General features: G+C 67.7%; 16 protein-coding genes. 6 read left to right on the top strand and 10 right to left on the bottom strand.

What is annotated here, in order from left to right; translation table 11 throughout:
* Positions 1-281: 281 nt before the first annotated feature.
* The 3 genes from ACWDUN_RS11700 to ACWDUN_RS11710 are packed head-to-tail and all read right to left on the bottom strand — an operon-like array spanning position 282 to position 3,935.
* Positions 282-2,828 carry a hypothetical protein gene (locus ACWDUN_RS11700; RefSeq protein ID WP_449928625.1) on the bottom strand — a complete coding sequence of 849 codons (2,547 nt, stop codon included), beginning with the start codon at positions 2,826-2,828 and terminating at the stop codon, positions 282-284.
* A 4-nt stretch (positions 2,829-2,832) separates the two neighbouring features.
* Positions 2,833-3,123 carry a WXG100 family type VII secretion target gene (locus tag ACWDUN_RS11705; protein WP_449928627.1) on the bottom strand — a complete coding sequence of 97 codons (291 nt, stop codon included), beginning with the start codon at positions 3,121-3,123 and terminating at the stop codon, positions 2,833-2,835.
* Positions 3,123-3,935 carry a WXG100 family type VII secretion target gene (locus ACWDUN_RS11710; protein WP_449928628.1) on the bottom strand — a complete coding sequence of 271 codons (813 nt, stop codon included), beginning with the start codon at positions 3,933-3,935 and terminating at the stop codon, positions 3,123-3,125. The genes ACWDUN_RS11705 and ACWDUN_RS11710 overlap by 1 nt, the downstream gene beginning before the upstream one ends.
* Positions 3,936-4,166: 231 nt before the next feature.
* Between ACWDUN_RS11710 and leuA the strand changes: the two genes are divergently transcribed.
* A complete protein-coding gene (gene leuA / locus ACWDUN_RS11715; protein WP_449928630.1) occupies positions 4,167-6,002 on the top strand; it encodes a 2-isopropylmalate synthase in 1,836 nt (611 codons plus the stop codon).
* Here the strand turns inward: leuA and ACWDUN_RS11720 are convergent.
* Complete coding sequence (locus tag ACWDUN_RS11720) at positions 5,984-6,973, bottom strand: DEDDh family exonuclease (protein WP_449928632.1); 990 nt, start codon at positions 6,971-6,973, stop codon at positions 5,984-5,986. The two genes, leuA and ACWDUN_RS11720, sit on opposite strands and share 19 nt — an antisense overlap.
* Positions 6,974-7,046: 73 nt before the next feature.
* On the opposite strand from ACWDUN_RS11720, the gene ACWDUN_RS11725 reads away from it, so the two are divergent.
* Both ACWDUN_RS11725 and ACWDUN_RS11730 read left to right on the top strand, forming a co-directional pair.
* Entirely contained in the window at positions 7,047-8,270 is a 1,224-nt protein-coding gene (locus tag ACWDUN_RS11725) for a MurT ligase domain-containing protein (RefSeq protein WP_449928634.1), read from the top strand.
* Complete coding sequence (locus ACWDUN_RS11730; protein ID WP_449928636.1) at positions 8,267-8,971, top strand: type 1 glutamine amidotransferase; 705 nt, start codon at positions 8,267-8,269, stop codon at positions 8,969-8,971. The genes ACWDUN_RS11725 and ACWDUN_RS11730 overlap by 4 nt, the downstream gene beginning before the upstream one ends.
* 10 nt (positions 8,972-8,981) lie before the next feature.
* Here ACWDUN_RS11730 and ACWDUN_RS11735 read toward each other — a convergent pair whose 3' ends face one another.
* The 3 genes from ACWDUN_RS11735 to ACWDUN_RS11745 form a co-directional block, all read right to left on the bottom strand.
* The gene (locus ACWDUN_RS11735; protein WP_449928638.1) at positions 8,982-9,899 is read right to left on the bottom strand and encodes a hypothetical protein; all 918 of its coding nucleotides are present in this window, start codon (positions 9,897-9,899) and stop codon (positions 8,982-8,984) included.
* 105 nt (positions 9,900-10,004) lie between these two features.
* On the bottom strand, positions 10,005-10,616 hold the full coding sequence (recR, locus tag ACWDUN_RS11740) for a recombination mediator RecR (protein ID WP_449928640.1): 612 nt from the start codon (positions 10,614-10,616) through the stop codon (positions 10,005-10,007).
* 11 nt (positions 10,617-10,627) lie between these two features.
* Positions 10,628-10,963 carry a YbaB/EbfC family nucleoid-associated protein gene (locus ACWDUN_RS11745; RefSeq protein WP_449928642.1) on the bottom strand — a complete coding sequence of 112 codons (336 nt, stop codon included), beginning with the start codon at positions 10,961-10,963 and terminating at the stop codon, positions 10,628-10,630.
* Positions 10,964-11,087: 124 nt separating this feature from the next.
* On the opposite strand from ACWDUN_RS11745, the gene ACWDUN_RS11750 reads away from it, so the two are divergent.
* Positions 11,088-11,843 carry an Rv3717 family N-acetylmuramoyl-L-alanine amidase gene (locus ACWDUN_RS11750; RefSeq protein ID WP_449928644.1) on the top strand — a complete coding sequence of 252 codons (756 nt, stop codon included), beginning with the start codon at positions 11,088-11,090 and terminating at the stop codon, positions 11,841-11,843.
* Here the strand turns inward: ACWDUN_RS11750 and ACWDUN_RS11755 are convergent.
* Entirely contained in the window at positions 11,840-12,277 is a 438-nt protein-coding gene (locus tag ACWDUN_RS11755) for an SRPBCC family protein (protein WP_449928646.1), read from the bottom strand. The two genes, ACWDUN_RS11750 and ACWDUN_RS11755, sit on opposite strands and share 4 nt — an antisense overlap.
* A 70-nt stretch (positions 12,278-12,347) precedes the next feature.
* On the opposite strand from ACWDUN_RS11755, the gene ACWDUN_RS11760 reads away from it, so the two are divergent.
* Positions 12,348-13,718: an FAD-binding oxidoreductase gene (locus ACWDUN_RS11760; RefSeq protein WP_449928648.1), complete on the top strand. Its 1,371-nt coding sequence runs from the start codon at positions 12,348-12,350 to the stop codon at positions 13,716-13,718.
* Positions 13,715-15,022: a class I SAM-dependent methyltransferase gene (locus ACWDUN_RS11765; protein WP_449928650.1), complete on the top strand. Its 1,308-nt coding sequence runs from the start codon at positions 13,715-13,717 to the stop codon at positions 15,020-15,022. Before ACWDUN_RS11760 ends, ACWDUN_RS11765 begins: the two co-directional genes overlap by 4 nt.
* Here the strand turns inward: ACWDUN_RS11765 and ACWDUN_RS11770 are convergent.
* Together ACWDUN_RS11770 and ACWDUN_RS11775 are read right to left on the bottom strand one after the other, a co-directional pair.
* Entirely contained in the window at positions 14,961-16,091 is a 1,131-nt protein-coding gene (locus ACWDUN_RS11770; protein WP_449928652.1) for a diguanylate cyclase domain-containing protein, read from the bottom strand. The two genes, ACWDUN_RS11765 and ACWDUN_RS11770, sit on opposite strands and share 62 nt — an antisense overlap.
* Positions 16,092-16,171: 80 nt before the next feature.
* Complete coding sequence (locus ACWDUN_RS11775) at positions 16,172-18,115, bottom strand: DNA polymerase III subunits gamma/tau (RefSeq protein WP_449928654.1); 1,944 nt, start codon at positions 18,113-18,115, stop codon at positions 16,172-16,174.
* Positions 18,116-18,133 lie beyond the last annotated feature (18 nt).

Consider the following 18,133-nt stretch of genomic DNA (forward strand, 5'->3'; position numbering starts at 1 on the left):
CACCACTTGGCATAGGCGCGGCTACCGTGGGGTTCCTCGGTCTGCTCCTGGGGTGTAAACGAGGCGGTCGTCATTCTCTCGACGGCGACACGCCTCCGCGAAGTCGAAGGCAGATTGGGGATCTTCGGCGAAAAGGCGATACTCCTGCGGGTCGATCCAGTAGTACTCGATGTAGTCGACCATCGCGTTTGAAATCGGGATGCCGAGATAGTGCCTACCGGAATCCGATTCGACTCCAAGCCAATATCTTTTCTCCTTTGAGAAGTGCGTTTTCTCGAACCTCATCCTGCCCCTTCCGGATCCGACAGATCGGTAATAGTCAAATCTTCGGGCGGCACTCGCGATCCGTCGATCACCGCCTCCGGTGTCCCTTGGGGAAGATAGCCGCCGGGAATCCACTGGTCATTTGCGCCTGCCTCGTTACCCGACGGAACCCGCAGATCGTACTCTCGGAGATCGGGCACATCGACGCGGATGACATTGTCATTCAGATATCCTTCGGGCAACCCGAGCGCTCTCTCCAAAGCTGCGTTGTCGCCGCCGGTCTGCGCCATCAAGTCGTCGATCTCACTGGTCGGAAACAGGAACGTTGTGCCGTCCCGCTGCCCAATTCCGTAGGCTTCGTACGAGTCGTTCAACATGAATCTGGTTCCACCTTGGTCGAATCTCTCCAGATGCGCCTCGATGTACTCCTGCGACAGGTATTCCGACGGGTCGGGACGGCTGCCCTTCTCTTGCGCCAGAATCTCGTCACGCTGGGCGTCAGTCAGTCCAGTCGGCGGTGTCTCTGGTCCCTGGTCGCCATGTCCGTTCGGAGTCGAACCATCGTCGCCCGCCGTGGTCTGCGATTCGTCGGGGTGGTCAGCCGAACGGTCCGTCGGCGCGTCGGAGGCAGACCCCTGAGCAGCGGTCGACGAATCCGTCGGCGCCTGATTGCCACCCGAGGCCGAACCACCGCTCGGAGATGGTTCTACGCCGTCGTAACCACCGGACTTGCTCGGTCCGCCCGAAGTCGTCGAATCGCCGTAGGCGCTGATCGGCGGGTTACTCGATCCGCCGGAGCCGGGCGAGTCATCGGATGAACCCAAAGACGGCGACACCCCCGACCCAACGCTCGAACTCGGCGAGCCACCGCCTGGCACAGAGTTATTCGACGAAGCGCCGTCACCGCCGCCGGGACTCGGCGAGCCGCCGGTCGGCGCGGGTCCGCCCGAGGACGGGCTACCCGCTCCGGCACCCGCCGGATTCGAACCAGAGCCGTCGGGCGAGGCGCTTGTCGGCGCATCACCGGTGCCCGCACCCGATCCCGGATCGGCGCCCTGCGGACGGACAGGTGCATTTCCGGCGCCACTGGGCGAGCCCGGGCCGGCGCCCGTGGGACCGGGAATGGCCCCAGGGACACCCGACGGCGGCGTGAACTCCGGAATATCAGGCGCGGCAGGCGCATCCGCAAGCTCCGGCATGTCCGGTGTCCGGTTGCCGCCGAGCCCCGGCAGCCGGCCGAGCGGTCCCAACTCACCCTTCTGCAGCAGATTGCGGGTGGCCGCCAGCCCCTTGGCGACCGCACCGCCCTTGGCCAGCGCGCCACCGGGAATGAACAGGGTGGCGATATTGCCGACGGCCTCACCGAATCCGCGGCCCGGATTCTCGCCCTGCCATTCGTCCAGCGCGATGAACTCGCTGCCGGCCTGCTTGAGGACATCGTCGATCATGCTCGGATCCTTGGCGATCATGACCGCGGTGTCCGCCAGGCCCTTCCACGTATCGGGATCGGCCAAAGCCACCGTGCCCGATACCAGGCCGATCACCGCGACGGCGCCGCCGACCTGGATATCGGTGTAGACATCGAGAACGGTGGCCAGGGCGTTGCCCGCATCTTCGCCGAACGTCTCCACCAGAATGGGTCTGGCCCATTTCGAGAAGGCGTCGGACGCCTCACCCAGCAGCGTCCCGAGTTCCTCCAACAATCCCAGGACGCCCTGAATCTGGTTCGAGAAATTCTCCAGCACGGTGCCGACCTCGTCGGCGATCTGCCGCAGAGTGTCCTCACCCTCGCCGGTGAAGAATCCGGTGATGGTGTCGATCAACCCGTCCAGTGACAGCCGGTCGAGAAGACTGCGGATCGCGTCCTGGGTCTCTTGTACGCCGCGAGCGAAATCCGTGATCGCGGTGCCGATTCCGTCGGCCACTGTGGCCAGCTTTGTGGCACCTTCCCCCAGATCCTGCAGGGCTTTCTTGATCTGACCGACCTCGGGGATGTCCTGGGCGCCGGCGGCCATGGCGGCTGCCTGCAGCGCCGGCTCGAAGACCTTGAGCCCGCGGCCCACGTTGGTCCACTGCGCCGCAGTGACATTCATCATCCCGGAGTTTCCGGTCGGCCACGTCAACGCGATACCGAATAGCGGAATCATGTTCAGAAACGGCTGGATCAACCACCATTTGGGCGGCGGCGGCACGAAGCCGGTGATCGATGCATACGGTGCATCACCGGCCTTGGTCTCGGCCTGTTCGTTGCTGACCGCGCCCGACGGCCCCGCCCCGCCGGGCGTCGATGCCTGGTCGGCGTGCTGGTAGTTGATGCCGGTGGCCTCCAGCATCAGCCCCACGCTCTTGAACGAGTTGGTCAGTTGGGCAAGGTACTCGGCGAAGGCGTCAGCCTGCCGGCCGTACTGGATACCGAAATTCAGCCCCGCCGGATCTGTACCGGACGCGATGCCACTGGACAGCACCTGGCTCATCGCATCCGACAACGCCCCGAGCTGCGCCCCCAGTGAGCCGACATTCTTGCCCGCGTCGATGAGCGCCTGCGGCTCTACCTCGATGCGCACCGATTCAGCCCGCCCACATCTGTTCGTTCTTGTTCACCGCGTCGGTGTAGTTCTTGTGCGCGTTCTCCGCGACCTTGCGCAGCGCCTCCAGCGACGTCCTCATCTGCTCGGCGCCGTCCTCCCACTGCTGCTGAGTCTGCGCCTGGGTGTCCGAGGCCTGCCCCTCCCAGTTGGCACGCAGTGCGGCCATCGCCTGGTCGATCTCCTCGAGTACCTCGGCGACCTCGCGGCCGAACTCGGTCATGTGATCGATCGCGCCCTGCAGCTGCGGGAAGTCCACCACCAGCTTCGTCATCACAACCTCCTACCGGCCGCGGACTCCGGACCCGACGTGCCCGGCCCCTCACGCGGCGGATCGACCGGCGCAGCGACCCCGGGCTCGGCGGCGGCCGCTTCCTGGGGCGCTTCGCTCGGGGGCTTGTCGTCCTCGGTGCTTTCCTCAGGCTTCTCGGAGTCCTGCTGTGCCTGCTCCGCGGCCTCGGCCGCCTCGGCCTGCTGGATACCGGCCTGCACCGCCTGCTGGGCAGCTCCGGCCGCCAACTGACCGGCCTGCACCATGCCGGCGGTGAGCTGGCCTGCCATCTGAGCAGGAATCGCGCCCAATTGCGACAACGGCTGCAAGGCCTGGCCAAGGTTCATCGAATCGGCCAGGTTGGTCGGCCCGCCACCGGGTGCGCCGGCCCCGCCCGTCTGTGCGCCCGGACCGCCGTCCTGCGCGGCGGATCCACCGCCCGTCGGCGCCGCAGCACCGGACGGACTGCCACCGCCCGCGCCGGCAGCACCCGACCCCGATCCCGAGCCGCCGCCCATGGTCGTATCCAGCGCACCGCTGGCCTGCTCGTCCTGCGCCGTGTAGCCGCGCGCGGCCTCGTCCAGCGCATCCGACATCGTCTGCAACGCGCGGACCACCTGCCCCGCGCCGGTGTGCCACTGGTCCCAGTACTTCGCGAACGCCGTCGCGGCTTCGCCCTTCCAACCCGAGCCGAGCAGGTTGCCGGTCTCCAGGTCGACGGCGGACAATCCGTCCTGCAACCGCTGGCCGGACGCGCGCAACCGATCCGCTGCCAGCTGCAGTTCCGAGGTGACCACCTCGACCGACCCGCTCATCAAACCCCCGCATTCGTCGTCCTCTAGCACCTTAAGCGGGGTGCACGGCCCCCACTTGCACCAAACTCTGCGACCACCGTTTTGGCTCGGGACCCAGCCGGAGTACAGTTGCCCACGTGCAGCGGGTGCTCCTTCTCGGACGCCGCGACGGGGTCTGATCCAGACTGGCCTCCCGTCGCGGGTCTTCGCGATGCGCCGGTCTGAAATCCAGAACAAGACCCCGGAGCCACCATGACCAGCTTCAGCAAGTCCTCAGTAGATTCTCCCGACGCGTTCGCGTCGGTGCGCACCATCACCACGCCCGACGGTGCTCCCAACCCCGGCCAGCCCGTCTGGAACACCCAGCGCGCCACTTCCATGCCGGTCAACCGCTATCGCAGCTTCGCCGAGGAAGTCGAACCCATCCGGCTGACCGACCGCACCTGGCCGGACAAGGTCATCGACACCGCACCCCTGTGGTGTGCCGTCGACCTGCGCGACGGCAACCAGGCGCTGATCGACCCGATGAGCCCGGCCCGCAAGCGCCGCATGTTCGACCTGCTGGTGCGGATGGGCTACAAGGAGATCGAGGTCGGCTTCCCGTCGGCCAGCCAGACCGACTTCGACTTCGTCCGCGAGATCATCGAACAGGGCGCCATTCCCGACGATGTCACCATTCAGGTACTGACCCAGTGCCGTCCGGAGCTGATCACCCGCACCTTCGAGGCGTGTGCCGGCGCGCCGAGGGCCATCGTGCACTTCTACAACTCGACGTCGATCCTGCAGCGCCGCGTGGTGTTCCGCGCCGATCGCGAGGCCGTCAAGAAGATCGCCACCGACGGCGCCCGGATGTGCGTCGAGGAGGCCAAGAAGTACCCGGACACCCAGTGGCGCTTCGAGTACTCGCCGGAGTCCTACACCGGCACCGAATTGGAGTACGCCGTCGACGTCTGCAACGCCGTCGCCGAGATCGTGGCGCCCACCCCCGAGGTGCCGCTGATCATCAACCTGCCCGCCACCGTCGAGATGGCGACCCCGAACGTCTACGCCGACTCGATCGAGTGGATGAACCGGCACCTGGCCCCGCGCGACTCGATCATCCTGAGCCTGCATCCGCACAACGACCGCGGAACCGCCGTCGCCGCAGCCGAACTGGGTTATCAGGCCGGCGCCGACCGTATCGAGGGCTGCCTGTTCGGCAACGGTGAGCGCACCGGCAACGTCTGCCTGGTGACGCTGGGGCTGAACCTGTTCAGCCGTGGCGTCGACCCGCAGATCGACTTCTCCAACATCGACGAGATCCGTCGCACCGTCGAGTACTGCAACCAGCTGCCGGTGCACGAGCGCCACCCCTACGGTGGCGACCTGGTCTACACCGCGTTCTCCGGCAGCCACCAGGACGCCATCAACAAGGGTCTGGATGCGATGAAAGTTGCTGCAGACGAACAGGATTCGGATGTCGATGACATCCTGTGGCAGGTTCCGTATCTGCCCATCGACCCGAAGGACGTCGGGCGCACCTATGAGGCCGTCATCCGGGTCAACTCGCAGTCCGGCAAGGGTGGCGTGGCCTACATCATGAAGGCCGATCACGGGCTGGCGCTGCCGCGCCGGCTGCAGATCGAGTTCAGCCAGGCCATCCAGCAGATCACCGACGGTGAGGGCGGTGAGGTCTCGCCGAAGGAGATCTGGGACGCCTTCTCCGAGGAGTACCTGCGCCCGATCGAGCCGCTGGAGCGCATCCGGCAGAAGGTCGACGCGGCCGAGGTCGACGGTGGCACCGACACCATCACTGCGGTGGTCAAGGTCAACGGCGAGGAGCGCGAGATCGTCGGTGCCGGCAACGGCCCGCTGGCCGCGTTCGTGGATGCCGTCGGCGCCATCGGCTTCAACGTCAACGTGCTGGACTACTCCGAGCATGCGATGTCCTCGGGCGAGGAGGCGCAGGCCGCCGCCTACGTCGAGGCCTCCATCGACGGCCGCACGGTATGGGGCGTGGGCATCGCCACCTCGATCACCACGGCATCGTTGCGCGCGGTGGTCTCGGCGGTGAACCGGGCCGCGCGCGCTCAGAACAGCGTGAACTGATCCCCGTCGGCGGTGGCATCGGTGAACTCCTCGACATCGGTGCCACCGACCACCCGGTCGATCATTGCCATGAAATCGGCGTCGCTGACCAGCGGTATTCCCAGGTCCGCGGCCTGATAGCCCTTACCTTGCTCGGGCGCGGCGTCATTGCACACCACCAGTGAGGTCTGCTGGTCCACGTTCTCGGCGTAGGCCAACCCGGCATCCAGGATGCGCTCGATCACCTCTTCGTGCGTGCGCGTCATCTCGGCCGACAACGCCACCCGCATGCCCTGCACCAGCGGCCGTCCGGGTACGAACGGCCCGGGGTTCTGGTACGTGCACGGCAGGCGCGCGGCCAGCACCTTCAGCGGACGCAGCTCATCGTGGGTGACCTGACCGTTGGGCCAGATGCGCCGGCTGACGGGACGGATCGGCAACCACGACTTGCGTTCCCGCGCCTGCGCCAGGGCGGGCTTGAGGATCTGGGCGAGCACCAACGCATCATCGAGCGCGTCGTGTGGGCGCAACTGGGTGGCACCCCAGTGCCGCGCCAGCGTCTCCAACCGGAGGTTCTCGGTGCCCAGGTCCAGCCGGCGGGCCAACTCCACAGTGCACATCACGGTGTCGGTGGGCAGTTGCGCGCCGACCAGTTCGGCCTCGGCCGCCAGGAACGCGTAATCGAAGGCGACGTTGTGAGCCACCAGGGTCCGGCCGTGCAACACCTCCATCAACTGCGGGGCGATATCGGCGAACGTGGGCTGGCCCTCCAGCATCTCGGCGGTCAAGCCGTGCACATGCGTGGGCCCCGGGTCGACGCCCGGGTTGAGCAGCGAGGCGACGCTATGTTCGACGTTGCCGTCATCCCCGACCGCGAGGGCCGCGACGCTGACCACCCGAGCCTTGCCCGGCCGGAAGCCCGTCGTCTCCACATCGACGACGGCCCATCCGGCGCCCGCTTCGGCCGACGGCCGGCCCCAGCACTGGCTCATAACCCGAGGATGGCACGGGCCTCCGACAACACCGGATCGCGGTGCCGCGTGTCGGGCCCTTAAAATTCGCGGGATGAGCATTTCAGCGCGGGGACGCGTGGCGCTGGGCGCCGGCGCCGCCGCACGCTGGGCCTCCCGGGTGACGGGGCGCGGTGCCGGAGCGATGATCGGCGGGCTGGTGGCCATGTCGATCGACAAATCGATCCTCGGCCAGCTCGGCTCCGGACGTCGCACGGTCGTGGTGACCGGCACCAACGGCAAGTCCACCACCACGCGGATGACCGCCGCCGCGCTGGCCACGCTGGGTCCGGTGGCGACCAACGCCGAGGGCGCCAACATGGATGCCGGGCTGGTGGCGGCGCTCGCCGGGACCCGCAAGGCCGAGTTGGCGGCGCTGGAAGTCGACGAGATGCACGTGCCGCATGTCAGCGATGCGGTGTCCCCGTCGGTGATCGTGCTGCTGAATCTGTCCCGCGATCAGCTCGACCGGGTCGGTGAGATCAATCACATCGAGCGCACCCTGCGCGCCGGCCTGACCCGGCATCCCGATGCGGTCGTGATCGCCAATTGTGACGACGTGCTGATGACCTCGGCGGCCTACGACTGTCCGAACGTGGTGTGGGTGGCCGCCGGCGGGTCGTGGGCCGGCGACTCGGTGAGCTGTCCACGCAGCGGCGAGATCATCGTCCGTGACGGCGATCACTGGTATTCCACCGGAACCGATTTCAAGCGACCGACGCCGCACTGGTCCTACGACGCCACCGAGATCCACGGGCCCGAAGGGTTCACCGCGCCGATGACGCTGGCCCTGCCGGGGGCGGCCAACCGCGGCAACGCCACCCAGGCCGTCGCCGCGGCAGTGGCGCTGGGCGCCGATCCGGCCGCCGCGGTCACCGCGGTGGCCGGCGTCGACGAGGTCGCCGGGCGTTATCGAACCGTGCGGGTGGGCAACCACACCGCTCGTCTGCTGCTGGCCAAGAACCCGGCCGGCTGGCAGGAGGCGCTGTCGATGATCGACAAAGACGCTGCGGGCGTGGTCATCTCGGTCAACGGACAGGTTCCCGACGGGGAGGATCTGTCCTGGCTGTGGGATGTCCGATTCGAACACTTCGAACAGACACAGGTGGTCGCGGCCGGTGAGCGCGGCACCGATCTGGCGGTGCGTCTCGGTTACGCCGGTGTGGAGCACACCCTGGTGCACGACACCGTCGCCGCCATCTCCTCCTGCCCACCCGGGCACGTCGAGGTGATCGCGAACTACACCGCGTTCCTGCAACTGAATCGGCGCGTCTCGTGATCCGGATCGGACTGGTGCTGCCCGACGTCATGGGCACCTACGGTGACAGCGGCAATGCGGTGGTGTTGCGGCAACGGTTGGCGCTGCGCGGAATCGACGCCGAGATCGTCGAGATCACCCTGGCCGACCCGGTGCCCGACTCGTTGGACATCTACACCCTGGGCGGCGCCGAGGATTACGCGCAGCGGCTGGCCACCAAGCACCTGATCCGCTACCCCGGACTGCAGCGTGCCGCGGTGCGCGGCGCCCCGGTGCTGGCGATCTGCGCGGCCATCCAGGTGCTCGGCCACTGGTATGAGACCTCGGCCGGGGAACGCGTCGACGGGGTCGGACTGCTGGACGTGACCACGGCACCGCAGCAGACCCGCACCATCGGCGAGGTGGCGTCCAAGCCGCTGCTGACCGGTCTGTCCCAGCCGCTCACCGGATTCGAAAACCATCGCGGCGGGACGGTTCTCGGTCCCGATGCGCAGCCGCTGGCGGCCGTCACCAAGGGTGCGGGCAACCGCGCCGGCGACGGTTACGACGGGGCGGTGCAGGGCAGCGTCGTGGCCACGTATCTGCACGGGCCGTGCCTGGCGCGCAACCCCGAACTCGCCGATCATCTGCTGTCCCAGGTCGTCGGCGACCTGCCGCCGCTGGAACTCCCCGAGGTCGACCGGCTGCGCACCGAGCGACTGGCCGCCCCGCGCCGCGTCTAGCGCCCAGCTTCTAAGCCACCTCCCCTTCCCGCCCAAACGAACATACGGGTGCGAAAGTGCGAGAAGCCCAAACCTTTTCGTCGATCTCGGCGCCGCCACGACCCACGAACGCCTCACCGACGCGCTCCAAGACCTCGGACTTGGTGTCCTCGTTGATCACCCGGATCACCTCGATGCCGCGCGCACGGATCTTCGGCAACCGCCGCAGATCCTTCACATACTGCGGACGAGTCGTCCGGTGCTGATCACCGTCATACTCGACTCCCAGCCCGATCTCCTGCCAGCCCATGTCGACATAGGCGAAGACCCTGCCGTCCACGTCGTACACCGGAATCTGCGTCTGAGGTCTCGGAAAGCCGTTGTCCATCAGCAACAGTCGCAACCAGCTCTCCTTCAGCGACGCCGCCCCCGGATCAACCAGCGGAAGCAGTTCGCGCAGTTGCCGGACACCGCGCACCGCTTTGTAGCGTCCCATCAGCGCCGCCACCTCGTACCGGTCGAACGGGGCGGCACGCATCAAGGCGTCGAGTCGGCCGATCGCCTGCGAACGCGGCTGGTAACGCCCGAGGTCGAAGGCCGTCCGCGCCCGGGTGGCCACCGGGATGCCGTCCAGCATGGTCCACTCGTCCGGTCGAATCCGATCCATGCGCACGTGCAGGCCGGGTTGACGCCGTCGCTGCCCGGTCAGGATCTCGATCGGTTCGGTGTCGTCGACCCAGTCGGCGCCGTGCAACGCCGAGGCGGCCACCCCGGTGATCACGCCGGTGCGATCGGAGGTGAGCCACGCCGCCATCGCCCGGTCCGCCAGGGTCGGCACGACCCTCTTGCCCGTGTACACGCCGCGGAAGATCGGCTTGTACCACTGCCGCAGTGTCTGGCGAGGCATCCCCTCGCCGAGGGCCTCACGGCCCAGGAATATCTCTGTCATGGCGGCATCGTCGTCCCAGGGTCCGACACCGTCCCCGAGGTTGACGAATTGGTGGGATCTACTCGAACAAATTCACCCGTTTGTTCGTTTGGGCGAAAAAAGGGGTCAGGCCATGGCGCGGCGGCCGGCCAGCGCCCGGCCGAGCGTGAGCTCGTCGGCGAACTCCAGGTCCCCGCCCATCGGCAGGCCCGACGCGATGCGACTGACGGTCAACCCAGGGATATCGCGCAGCATCCGCATCAGATAGGTCGCCGTGGCCTCGCCCTCGGTGTTGGGATCGGTCGCGATGATGACCTCGGCGACATCGACACCGTCGACCCGCTCACCGATGCGGTTGAGCAACTCGCGGATGCGCAGCTGGTCGGGTCCGACACCGGACAACGGATCCAGCGCACCACCGAGCACGTGATAGCGCCCGCGGAACTCGCGGGTGCGCTCGACGGCCTGGATGTCCTTGGGTTCCTCGACCACGCACACCAGCGAGGCGTCCCGGCGCGGGTCCTTGCAGATCCGGCACCGCTGTTCGTCGGAGACGTTTCCGCACACCGCGCAGAAGGTCACACCGTCACGGATCCGGCCGAGCACCGCGGTCAGTCGGTCGATATCCGGCGGTTCGACCGACAGCAGATGGAACGCGATCCGCTGGGCGCTCTTGGGCCCGATCCCCGGCAGCTTGCCGAGTTCGTCGATCAGATCCTGGACAGGTCCCTCAAACATTGCGGTACAAGTCAGGTTCCCGGGATCCCGAACCCGCCGAGTCCGCCGGCCAGCGGACCGAGCCGGCTCTGGGCCAGGATGGTCACCTGCTTGGACGCATCGGCCAGCGCCCCGACGATCAGGTCCTGCAGCGTCTCGGGATCGGACGCGTCGATCACCTTGGGGTCGATGGCGACCGCGATCACCTCACCGCTGCCCTTCATCGTCACCTGCACCAGACCGCCGCCACCCTGGCCGTGCACCTCGGCGTTGGCCAAGGCCTCCTGCGCCTCCATCAACTGCTGCTGGACCTGTTGTGCCTGCGCGAGCAGAGCCGACATATCGGGCTGTCCACCACCGGGCTGCATGAGCTGTCCCCTCTCGAAGCTGGCACTGCGTGTTGATTGCGGCCCGGTCTCGACTTCGTTGCGCTCACGAGACCAAGGCAATTTGCCCTTCAACACTAGCCGTCGGCCCGACTACCGTGGCGGCGTGCACGTCCCCAACAGCTTGCGTGTCGGCGCGGCCGCAGCGGCAGCGCTGCTGGTGGCCGCCACCGGCGCCGCCGCGCCGCCGGCCGGCGCCGCACCCAACAGCATCGCCGGCACCATCGTCTTCATCGACCCCGGCCACAACGGCGCCAACGACGCGTCCATCAGCCGCCAGGTGCCGACCGGCCGAGGCGGCACCAAGGAGTGCCAGACCAGTGGCACCTCCACCGATTCCGGCTACCCCGAGCACACCTTCAACTGGGATGTCGCGCTGCGGGTACGCGCCATCCTGCACGCCAACGGCGTGCGGACGGCCATGTCACGCGGCAACGACGACGCGCTCGGCCCCTGTGTCGACGAGCGGGCCGCCATGGCCAACGCGCTGCGCCCCGACGCCATCGTCAGCATCCACGCCGACGGCGGCCCGGCCACCGGACGCGGCTTCCACGTGCTGTACTCCTCGCCACCGCTGAACGCGGTGCAGGCCGGGCCGTCGGTGCAGTTCGCCCAGATCATGAAGGACCAGTTGCAGGGCTCGGGCATTCCGCCGGCCAACTACATCGGCTCGGGTGGTTTGAACCCACGCTCGGATATCGCCGGCCTCAACCACGCCCAATTCCCGTCCATCCTGGTCGAGCTGGGCAACATGAAGAACCCGGCCGACTCGGCGCTGATGGAGGCCGAGTCCGGCCGTCAGAAGCTGGCCGACGCGGTGGCGCGTGGGGTCGCCACCTGGCTGGCCAACAAGCCCCGCTAGGCCTCCAGCTCCTTCTTCAGGTTCTCCAGCACCTCGGCCTGGATCTTGCGCAGGCCCAGCGGCGCGAACGTCTTCTCGAAGAAGCCCTTGACACCGCCCGCGCCGGTCCACGACGTCTTGACGGTCACGGTCGAGCCGGTGCCCGCCGGGGCGACGGTCCAGTTGGTGACCAGCGACGAGTTGGCGTCCTTCTCGATGACGGTCTTGCCTGCGACGTCGACGTCGGCCTTCACGTCCCGCGAGCGCGACTCGGTGGCCTGCAGCTTCCACGTCACGACGGTGCCCGCACCCTGGCCACCCTCGAGCACCGCATAGTTGCTGTAGTGCGAGGAGAGAATCTTCGGCCGTACCGTCTGGTAGTCGGCGACCGCGGCGAGCACAGCGTCCGGCTCGGCGTTGATCAACACAGTGCTGGAGGCGCTGACCTGTCCCATGCGTGCAAAACTCCCGTCATCACGTAGCTGTCCGGTCGCATGCGCGGCGACCGAGGACTAGCGTATATGTGTGTCTGTCGGTGCGACCGACGCACAAGCTGTCCACGAGGCGGGCGTGCAGCGACTACTGGCCAGTTACCGCGCCATCCCCGCGACAGCGACTGTGCGGCTGAGCAAACCCACGTCCAATCTCTTCCGGGCGCGGACGCCCGCCGATGTCAAGGGCCTGGACACCTCCGGCCTGACCGGCGTTATCACCGTCGATCCGCACACCCGCACGGCCGATGTCTCCGGCATGTGCACCTATGCGGATCTGGTCGCCGCGACGCTGCCCTACGGGCTGTCGCCGCTGGTGGTCCCACAACTCAAGACGATCACCCTGGGCGGCGCGGTCACCGGCCTCGGCATCGAGTCGGCCTCCTTCCGCAACGGCCTGCCGCACGAATCCGTCCTCGAACTCGACATCCTCACGGGAGCGGGTGACCTCATCACCGCCAGTCGCGACCTGCACGCCGACCTTTTCCACGCGTTCCCGAATTCCTATGGCACGCTGGGCTATTCGGTGCGCTTGAAGATCGAGCTGGAACCCGTGCAACCGTTCGTGTCCCTGCACCATCTGCGTTTTCACTCGCAGGCCGAACTGGTCGCCGCCATGGACGGCATCATCGAGACCAAGGCCTACCAGGGTGCGCCGGTGGACTATCTGGACGGCGTGGTGTTCAGCGCCGACGAGAGTTACCTGTGTCTGGGCGCGCAGACCGTGACCCCGGGCCCGGTCAGCGACTACACCGGCCGCGACATCTACTACCGGTCCATCCAACACCGCACCCGGGACCGGCTGACCATCGCCGATTACCTGTGGCGCTGGGACACCGACTGGTTCTGGTGTTCGCGGGCCTTCGGCGCCCAGCATCCCGTCGTGCGCCGGTTGTGGCCGCGCCGCTACCGGCGCAGCAGCTTCTACTGGAAGTTGATCGGCTACGACCGTCGGTTCGGCATCGCCGACCGCATCGAGAAACGCCACGGCCGACCACCGCGCGAACGAGTGGTACAGGACATCGAGGTGCCGATCGAGCAGTGCGAAGCGTTCCTCGACTGGTTCTTGCGCACCGTGCCCATCGAACCGGTGTGGTTGTGCCCGCTGCGGTTACGCGATGACCGCTCGTGGCCGCTGTATCCGATCAGACCCCACCACACCTACGTCAACATCGGGTTCTGGTCGTCGGTACCGGCCGGCCCCGTCGCCGGACACACCAATCGACTCATCGAGGACAAGGTCGCCGAACTCGACGGCCACAAATCGCTGTACTCGGAATCGTTCTACGGAGCCGCGGAATTCGACGCCATGTACGGCGGCGAGGCATACCGGACCGCGAAGAAGACCTACGACCCGGACTCACGACTGCTCGACCTTTATGCGAAGGCGGTACAGAACAAGTGACGACATTCAAGGACCAATCACACGGCCAGCGCAAACTCAGCCTCGCAGAGATATTGGAGATTTTCGCCTCGGGACGCCTCCCGCTGAAGTTCACCGCCTACGACGGCAGTTCCTCGGGTCCCGACGACGCCGAGGTTGGACTCGAGCTGCGCAGTCCGCGCGGTACGACGTATCTGGCCACCGCTCCGGGCGAACTCGGCCTGGCGCGCGCCTACGTCGCCGGTGACATCGAACCGCTCGGCGTGCATCCCGGTGACCCCTACGACCTGCTGTGCGCGCTGGCCGAGAAGATGGCCTTCAAGCGGCCCCCGGCACGGGTACTGGCCAACATCATCGCCTCGGTCGGCCTGGAACATCTGTTGCCCATCGCACCGCCGCCGCAGGAGGCGCTCCCGCGCTGGCGCCGATTCGCGGACGGTCTGCGGCACAGCAAGTCCCGCGATGCCGAGGCCATCCACCACCACTACGACGTCTCCAACACCTTCTACGAGTGGGTGCTGGGCCCGTCGATGACCTACACCTGCGCCTGCTACCCGGACGAGCACGCGACCCTCGAGCAGGCACAGGACAACAAGTACCGGTTGGTGTTCGAGAAGCTGAGACTGCGTCCCGGCGACCGCCTGCTGGATGTGGGCTGCGGTTGGGGTGGAATGGTCAGATACGCTGCGCGGCACGGGGTCAAGGCCCTCGGCGTGACGCTCTCAGCCGAGCAGGCCGCCTGGGCGCGGCAGGCCATCATCGACGAGGGACTGTCCGAGCTGGCCGAGGTGCGCCACGGCGATTATCGCGACGTCCGGGAGTCCGGTTTCGACGCGGTGTCCTCGATCGGGCTCACCGAGCACATCGGCGTCGCCAACTACCCGGCGTATTTCGCCTTCCTGCAGGCCCGGATGCGTTCCGGTGCAATGCTTCTCAACCACAGCATCACCCGACCCAACAACCGTGCGGGCGCCTCGGCGAGCTTCTTCATCGACCGCTACGTCTTCCCGGACGGGGAGTTGACCGGTTCGGGACGCATCATCACCGGGATCCAGGACGTCGGGTTGGAGGTCGTGCACGAGGAGAATCTGCGCCACCATTACGCACTGACGTTGCGGGACTGGTGCCGCAATCTGGTGCAGCACTGGGATGAGGCGGTCGCCGAGGTGGGTCTGGCCACTGCCCGGGTGTGGGGGCTCTACATGGCCGGGTCACGGCTGGGATTCGAGTCCAATGTGGTGCAGCTGCACCAGGTTCTGGCGGTCAAACTCGACGATCATGGTCATGACCGCGGGTTGCCGTTGCGGCCATGGTGGGCTCCGTAGCGTAGACGACACACGACGCCCCGCCGGAGCGTTTGGCCTCGTACATGGCATCGTCCGCGTGGCGCAGCACATCGTCGATCGAGAAGTGCGCGGCCGACGCGGGCATCGTGGCGATGCCGACGCTGACGGTGAGGTCGCTGTCGCCCAACTCGACGTTGGTCAACGCCGACATCCGCTCGACGAGCTCGATCACCGGGTCGCTGTCGTCGACGAAGGACACCAACACCAGTTCGTCACCGCCGATCCGCGCGGTCACCTCGTCGGGTCGCGCGACCTGGCGCAGCCGGGCGGCCAGCGCGACCAGGGCCGCATCTCCCACCGCATGGCCGTTGTCGTCGTTGAGCTGCTTGAAACGGTCGATGTCACATACCGCCATCGCGACGGTGGTGTGCGGGCCTGCGGTGATCACCCGACCGACCGAGGAGTGCATACCGCGCCGGTTGCGCAGCCCGGTCAGCGAGTCGTAGTGCGCCGAGCGTGCCGTCCGCACGATGGCCCGACGGCCGAGGTCGATCAGCGCGCATCCGATCAGCGGCACGGCCACCACCCAGGTCAGTGCGGGGATGTACTGGATGAACAGGTCGAAGCCGTCGTGGTGTTCGTAGAGCACCGCCCAGACGGTGACGCCGGTGATGAACGCGGACGCAAAAAGGCAGTGCATGAACAGGATTCGTGCGCCCAAGATGAATCCTGCGAAGATGCCGATCAAACCGATGTAGGTGGACCCACTGAGCTGCGCCTCCGGCGTCGACATGGTGACCGCCCCGAGCCCCGCCGCGATATCGGCCCATATCACGAAGGCGATGGACTGCCGGTAGGTCGGCCAGGGACCGCGCAGCCATCGCACCCCGACGGCGACGGCCGTCGCCGAGGCGAGGATCTGCGCGCCGCGCCCGACAGCACCGGTCGGGCCCTGCGGGTGGAACTGCATGACCGTGAGCAACCCGGCCAGTCCGATACAGGAGACGCCGGCCACGAGCATGAACACCCGCATGAACCGGCCCTCACGCAGCGCCCCGGTGGCGAATCGATATTCCCGTGCGCCCCATCTGTCAGCTACGCCGCGCAAAACGCACTTCCTCCGAATTCAGCCCCCGGGCAAACAGCCTAGCCGGTCTCGCCGAATTCGTCAGCAAACGGTTTGCCGGACTAGGCCTTGTCGATGCGGCGGGCGCCGAGCTCGGTCTGGAGCAGCTCGATGGCGACTTCCTCCGGATCGCGGCGCACCATCTCCGAGGTGTCGGCGCTGGCCTCGGCCAGCATCCGTTCCTCCTCGGCGGCCGGATCGGGCCGTGCGGCAGGCCCGGAGTCCGAGGGCACCGGCTCGCCGGTGTCGGGCACGCAGCGGATCTGCCAGTTGACGCCGAGCGCATCCTTGAGCGCCTCGCGGATCACGTCGGCGTTGCGCGGCTCACTCAACCGCTTGGCCAACGGCGGCGCCCGGTGACTGAGCACCAGGGTGTCACCGTCGACCGCTCGGACGATGGCATCGGCGAGCATCGCGTTGACCGGCTTGCTGCGCAGATTCACCTTCTCGCGCACCGTGTCCCACATGGACCGGACTGCTCCCGCGTCGGGCTGCCCGACGGGCGCAGCCGGCGTCGGCACCGGCGGTGGCGGTTCGGGACCGGGTTCGGGTACCGGCACCGGAGTGGGCTCGGGAGCTGGCACCGGACGCGGCTGCGGTTCCGGCTCGGGCACCGGATCGGGTGTGGGTTCCGGCCGCGGCGCCGGCGGTGTCGGTGCCGGCGGCGGTGTCGGGGGCGCGGGCCGTGTTGGTGGTGCAGCAGGCGGCGGTGGTGCAGCAGGCGGTGGCGCGGCCGGCGACGGTGCGGCGGGTGCGGCCGGGGCCTGCGCCTGGCTGGCCCGGACGAACTGCCGGGCCGGTGTCGGCGGCGCCTCGGCGGGCGCCGCACCCGGAATCGCTGCAGGCACGGCCATGTCGAGCCGGGTCTCGATGCGTTCGATGCGTTGCAGCAGAGCCGATTCGGTATCGCTGGCCGACGGCAGCAGCAGCCGCGCGCACACCACTTCCAGCAGCAGGCGCGGCGCGGTGGCCCCGCGCATCTCTCCCAGCCCGGCGTGCACGACCTCGGCGTAACGCGCCAGCGTCGCCGCGCCGAGCCGGGTGGCCTGTTCGCGCATGCGTTCCAGCACGGCGTCCGGGGCGTCGACCACGCCACGGTCCGCGGCATCCGGAACCGCCTGCATCACGATGAGATCGCGGAACCGTTCGAGCAGGTCGGTGGCGAACCGGCGCGGATCGTGGCCGGCGTCGATGACCGATTCGACGGCACCGAACAGGGCGGCGGCGTCCCCGGCCGCCAGCGCGTCGACGGCATCATCGATCAGCGCGACATCGGTGGCGCCCAGCAGCGACAACGCGCGCTGGTAGACGACGCGGTTGCCCTCGGCGCCGGCGACCAGCTGGTCGAGCACCGACAGGCTGTCCCGCGGCGAACCGCCGCCGGCCCGGATCACCAACGGATAGACGGCGTCGTCGACCGTCACGCCCTCATCGGCGCAGATGCGCTCCAGCAGACCACGCATCGTCTTGGGTGCCAGCAATCGGAACGGATAGTGGTGCGTGCGGGACCGGATGGTCGGCAGCACCTTGTCCGGTTCGGTGGTCGCGAACACGAAGATCAGGTGATCGGGTGGCTCCTCGACGATCTTGAGCAGCGCGTTGAAACCGGCCGTGGTCACCATGTGCGCCTCGTCCACGATGAAGATGCGGTAGCGCGACTGGGCCGGGGCGTAGAACGCGCGGTCACGCAGTTCCCGGGTGTCGTCCACACCACCGTGGCTGGCGGCGTCGAGTTCGACGACGTCGACGTTGCCCGGCCCGTTGGGCGCCAGCGCCACACATGAGTCGCAGACCCCGCACGGCGTCGGGGTCGGCCCCTGCTCACAGTTCAGCGAGCGGGCCAGGATGCGGGCGGACGATGTCTTACCGCAGCCGCGCGGACCGGAGAACAGGTAGGCGTGATTGATCCGTCCCGCCGACAGCGCGGTCGACAGCGGTGCGGTGACATGCTCCTGGCCGACGACCTCGGCGAAGCTTGCGGGTCGGTACTTGCGGTAGAGCGCCACGGTCGCCCAGGTTACCCA

This window comes from Mycobacterium sp. NPDC003323 (assembly GCF_053589535.1).

What these genes read in the sequence shown, in the direction of transcription:
- recR (WP_449928640.1), bottom strand. Translation starts at nt 10,616, where the DNA reads ATGTTTGAGGGACCTGTCCAGGATCTGATCGACGAACTCGGCAAGCTG.
- ACWDUN_RS11735 (WP_449928638.1), bottom strand. Translation starts at nt 9,899, where the DNA reads ATGACAGAGATATTCCTGGGCCGTGAGGCCCTCGGCGAGGGGATGCCT.
- ACWDUN_RS11705 (WP_449928627.1), bottom strand. Translation starts at nt 3,123, where the DNA reads ATGACGAAGCTGGTGGTGGACTTCCCGCAGCTGCAGGGCGCGATCGAT.
- leuA (WP_449928630.1), top strand. Translation starts at nt 4,167, where the DNA reads ATGACCAGCTTCAGCAAGTCCTCAGTAGATTCTCCCGACGCGTTCGCG.
- ACWDUN_RS11720 (WP_449928632.1), bottom strand. Translation starts at nt 6,973, where the DNA reads ATGAGCCAGTGCTGGGGCCGGCCGTCGGCCGAAGCGGGCGCCGGATGG.
- ACWDUN_RS11725 (WP_449928634.1), top strand. Translation starts at nt 7,047, where the DNA reads ATGAGCATTTCAGCGCGGGGACGCGTGGCGCTGGGCGCCGGCGCCGCC.
- ACWDUN_RS11755 (WP_449928646.1), bottom strand. Translation starts at nt 12,277, where the DNA reads ATGGGACAGGTCAGCGCCTCCAGCACTGTGTTGATCAACGCCGAGCCG.
- ACWDUN_RS11745 (WP_449928642.1), bottom strand. Translation starts at nt 10,963, where the DNA reads ATGCAGCCCGGTGGTGGACAGCCCGATATGTCGGCTCTGCTCGCGCAG.
- ACWDUN_RS11710 (WP_449928628.1), bottom strand. Translation starts at nt 3,935, where the DNA reads ATGAGCGGGTCGGTCGAGGTGGTCACCTCGGAACTGCAGCTGGCAGCG.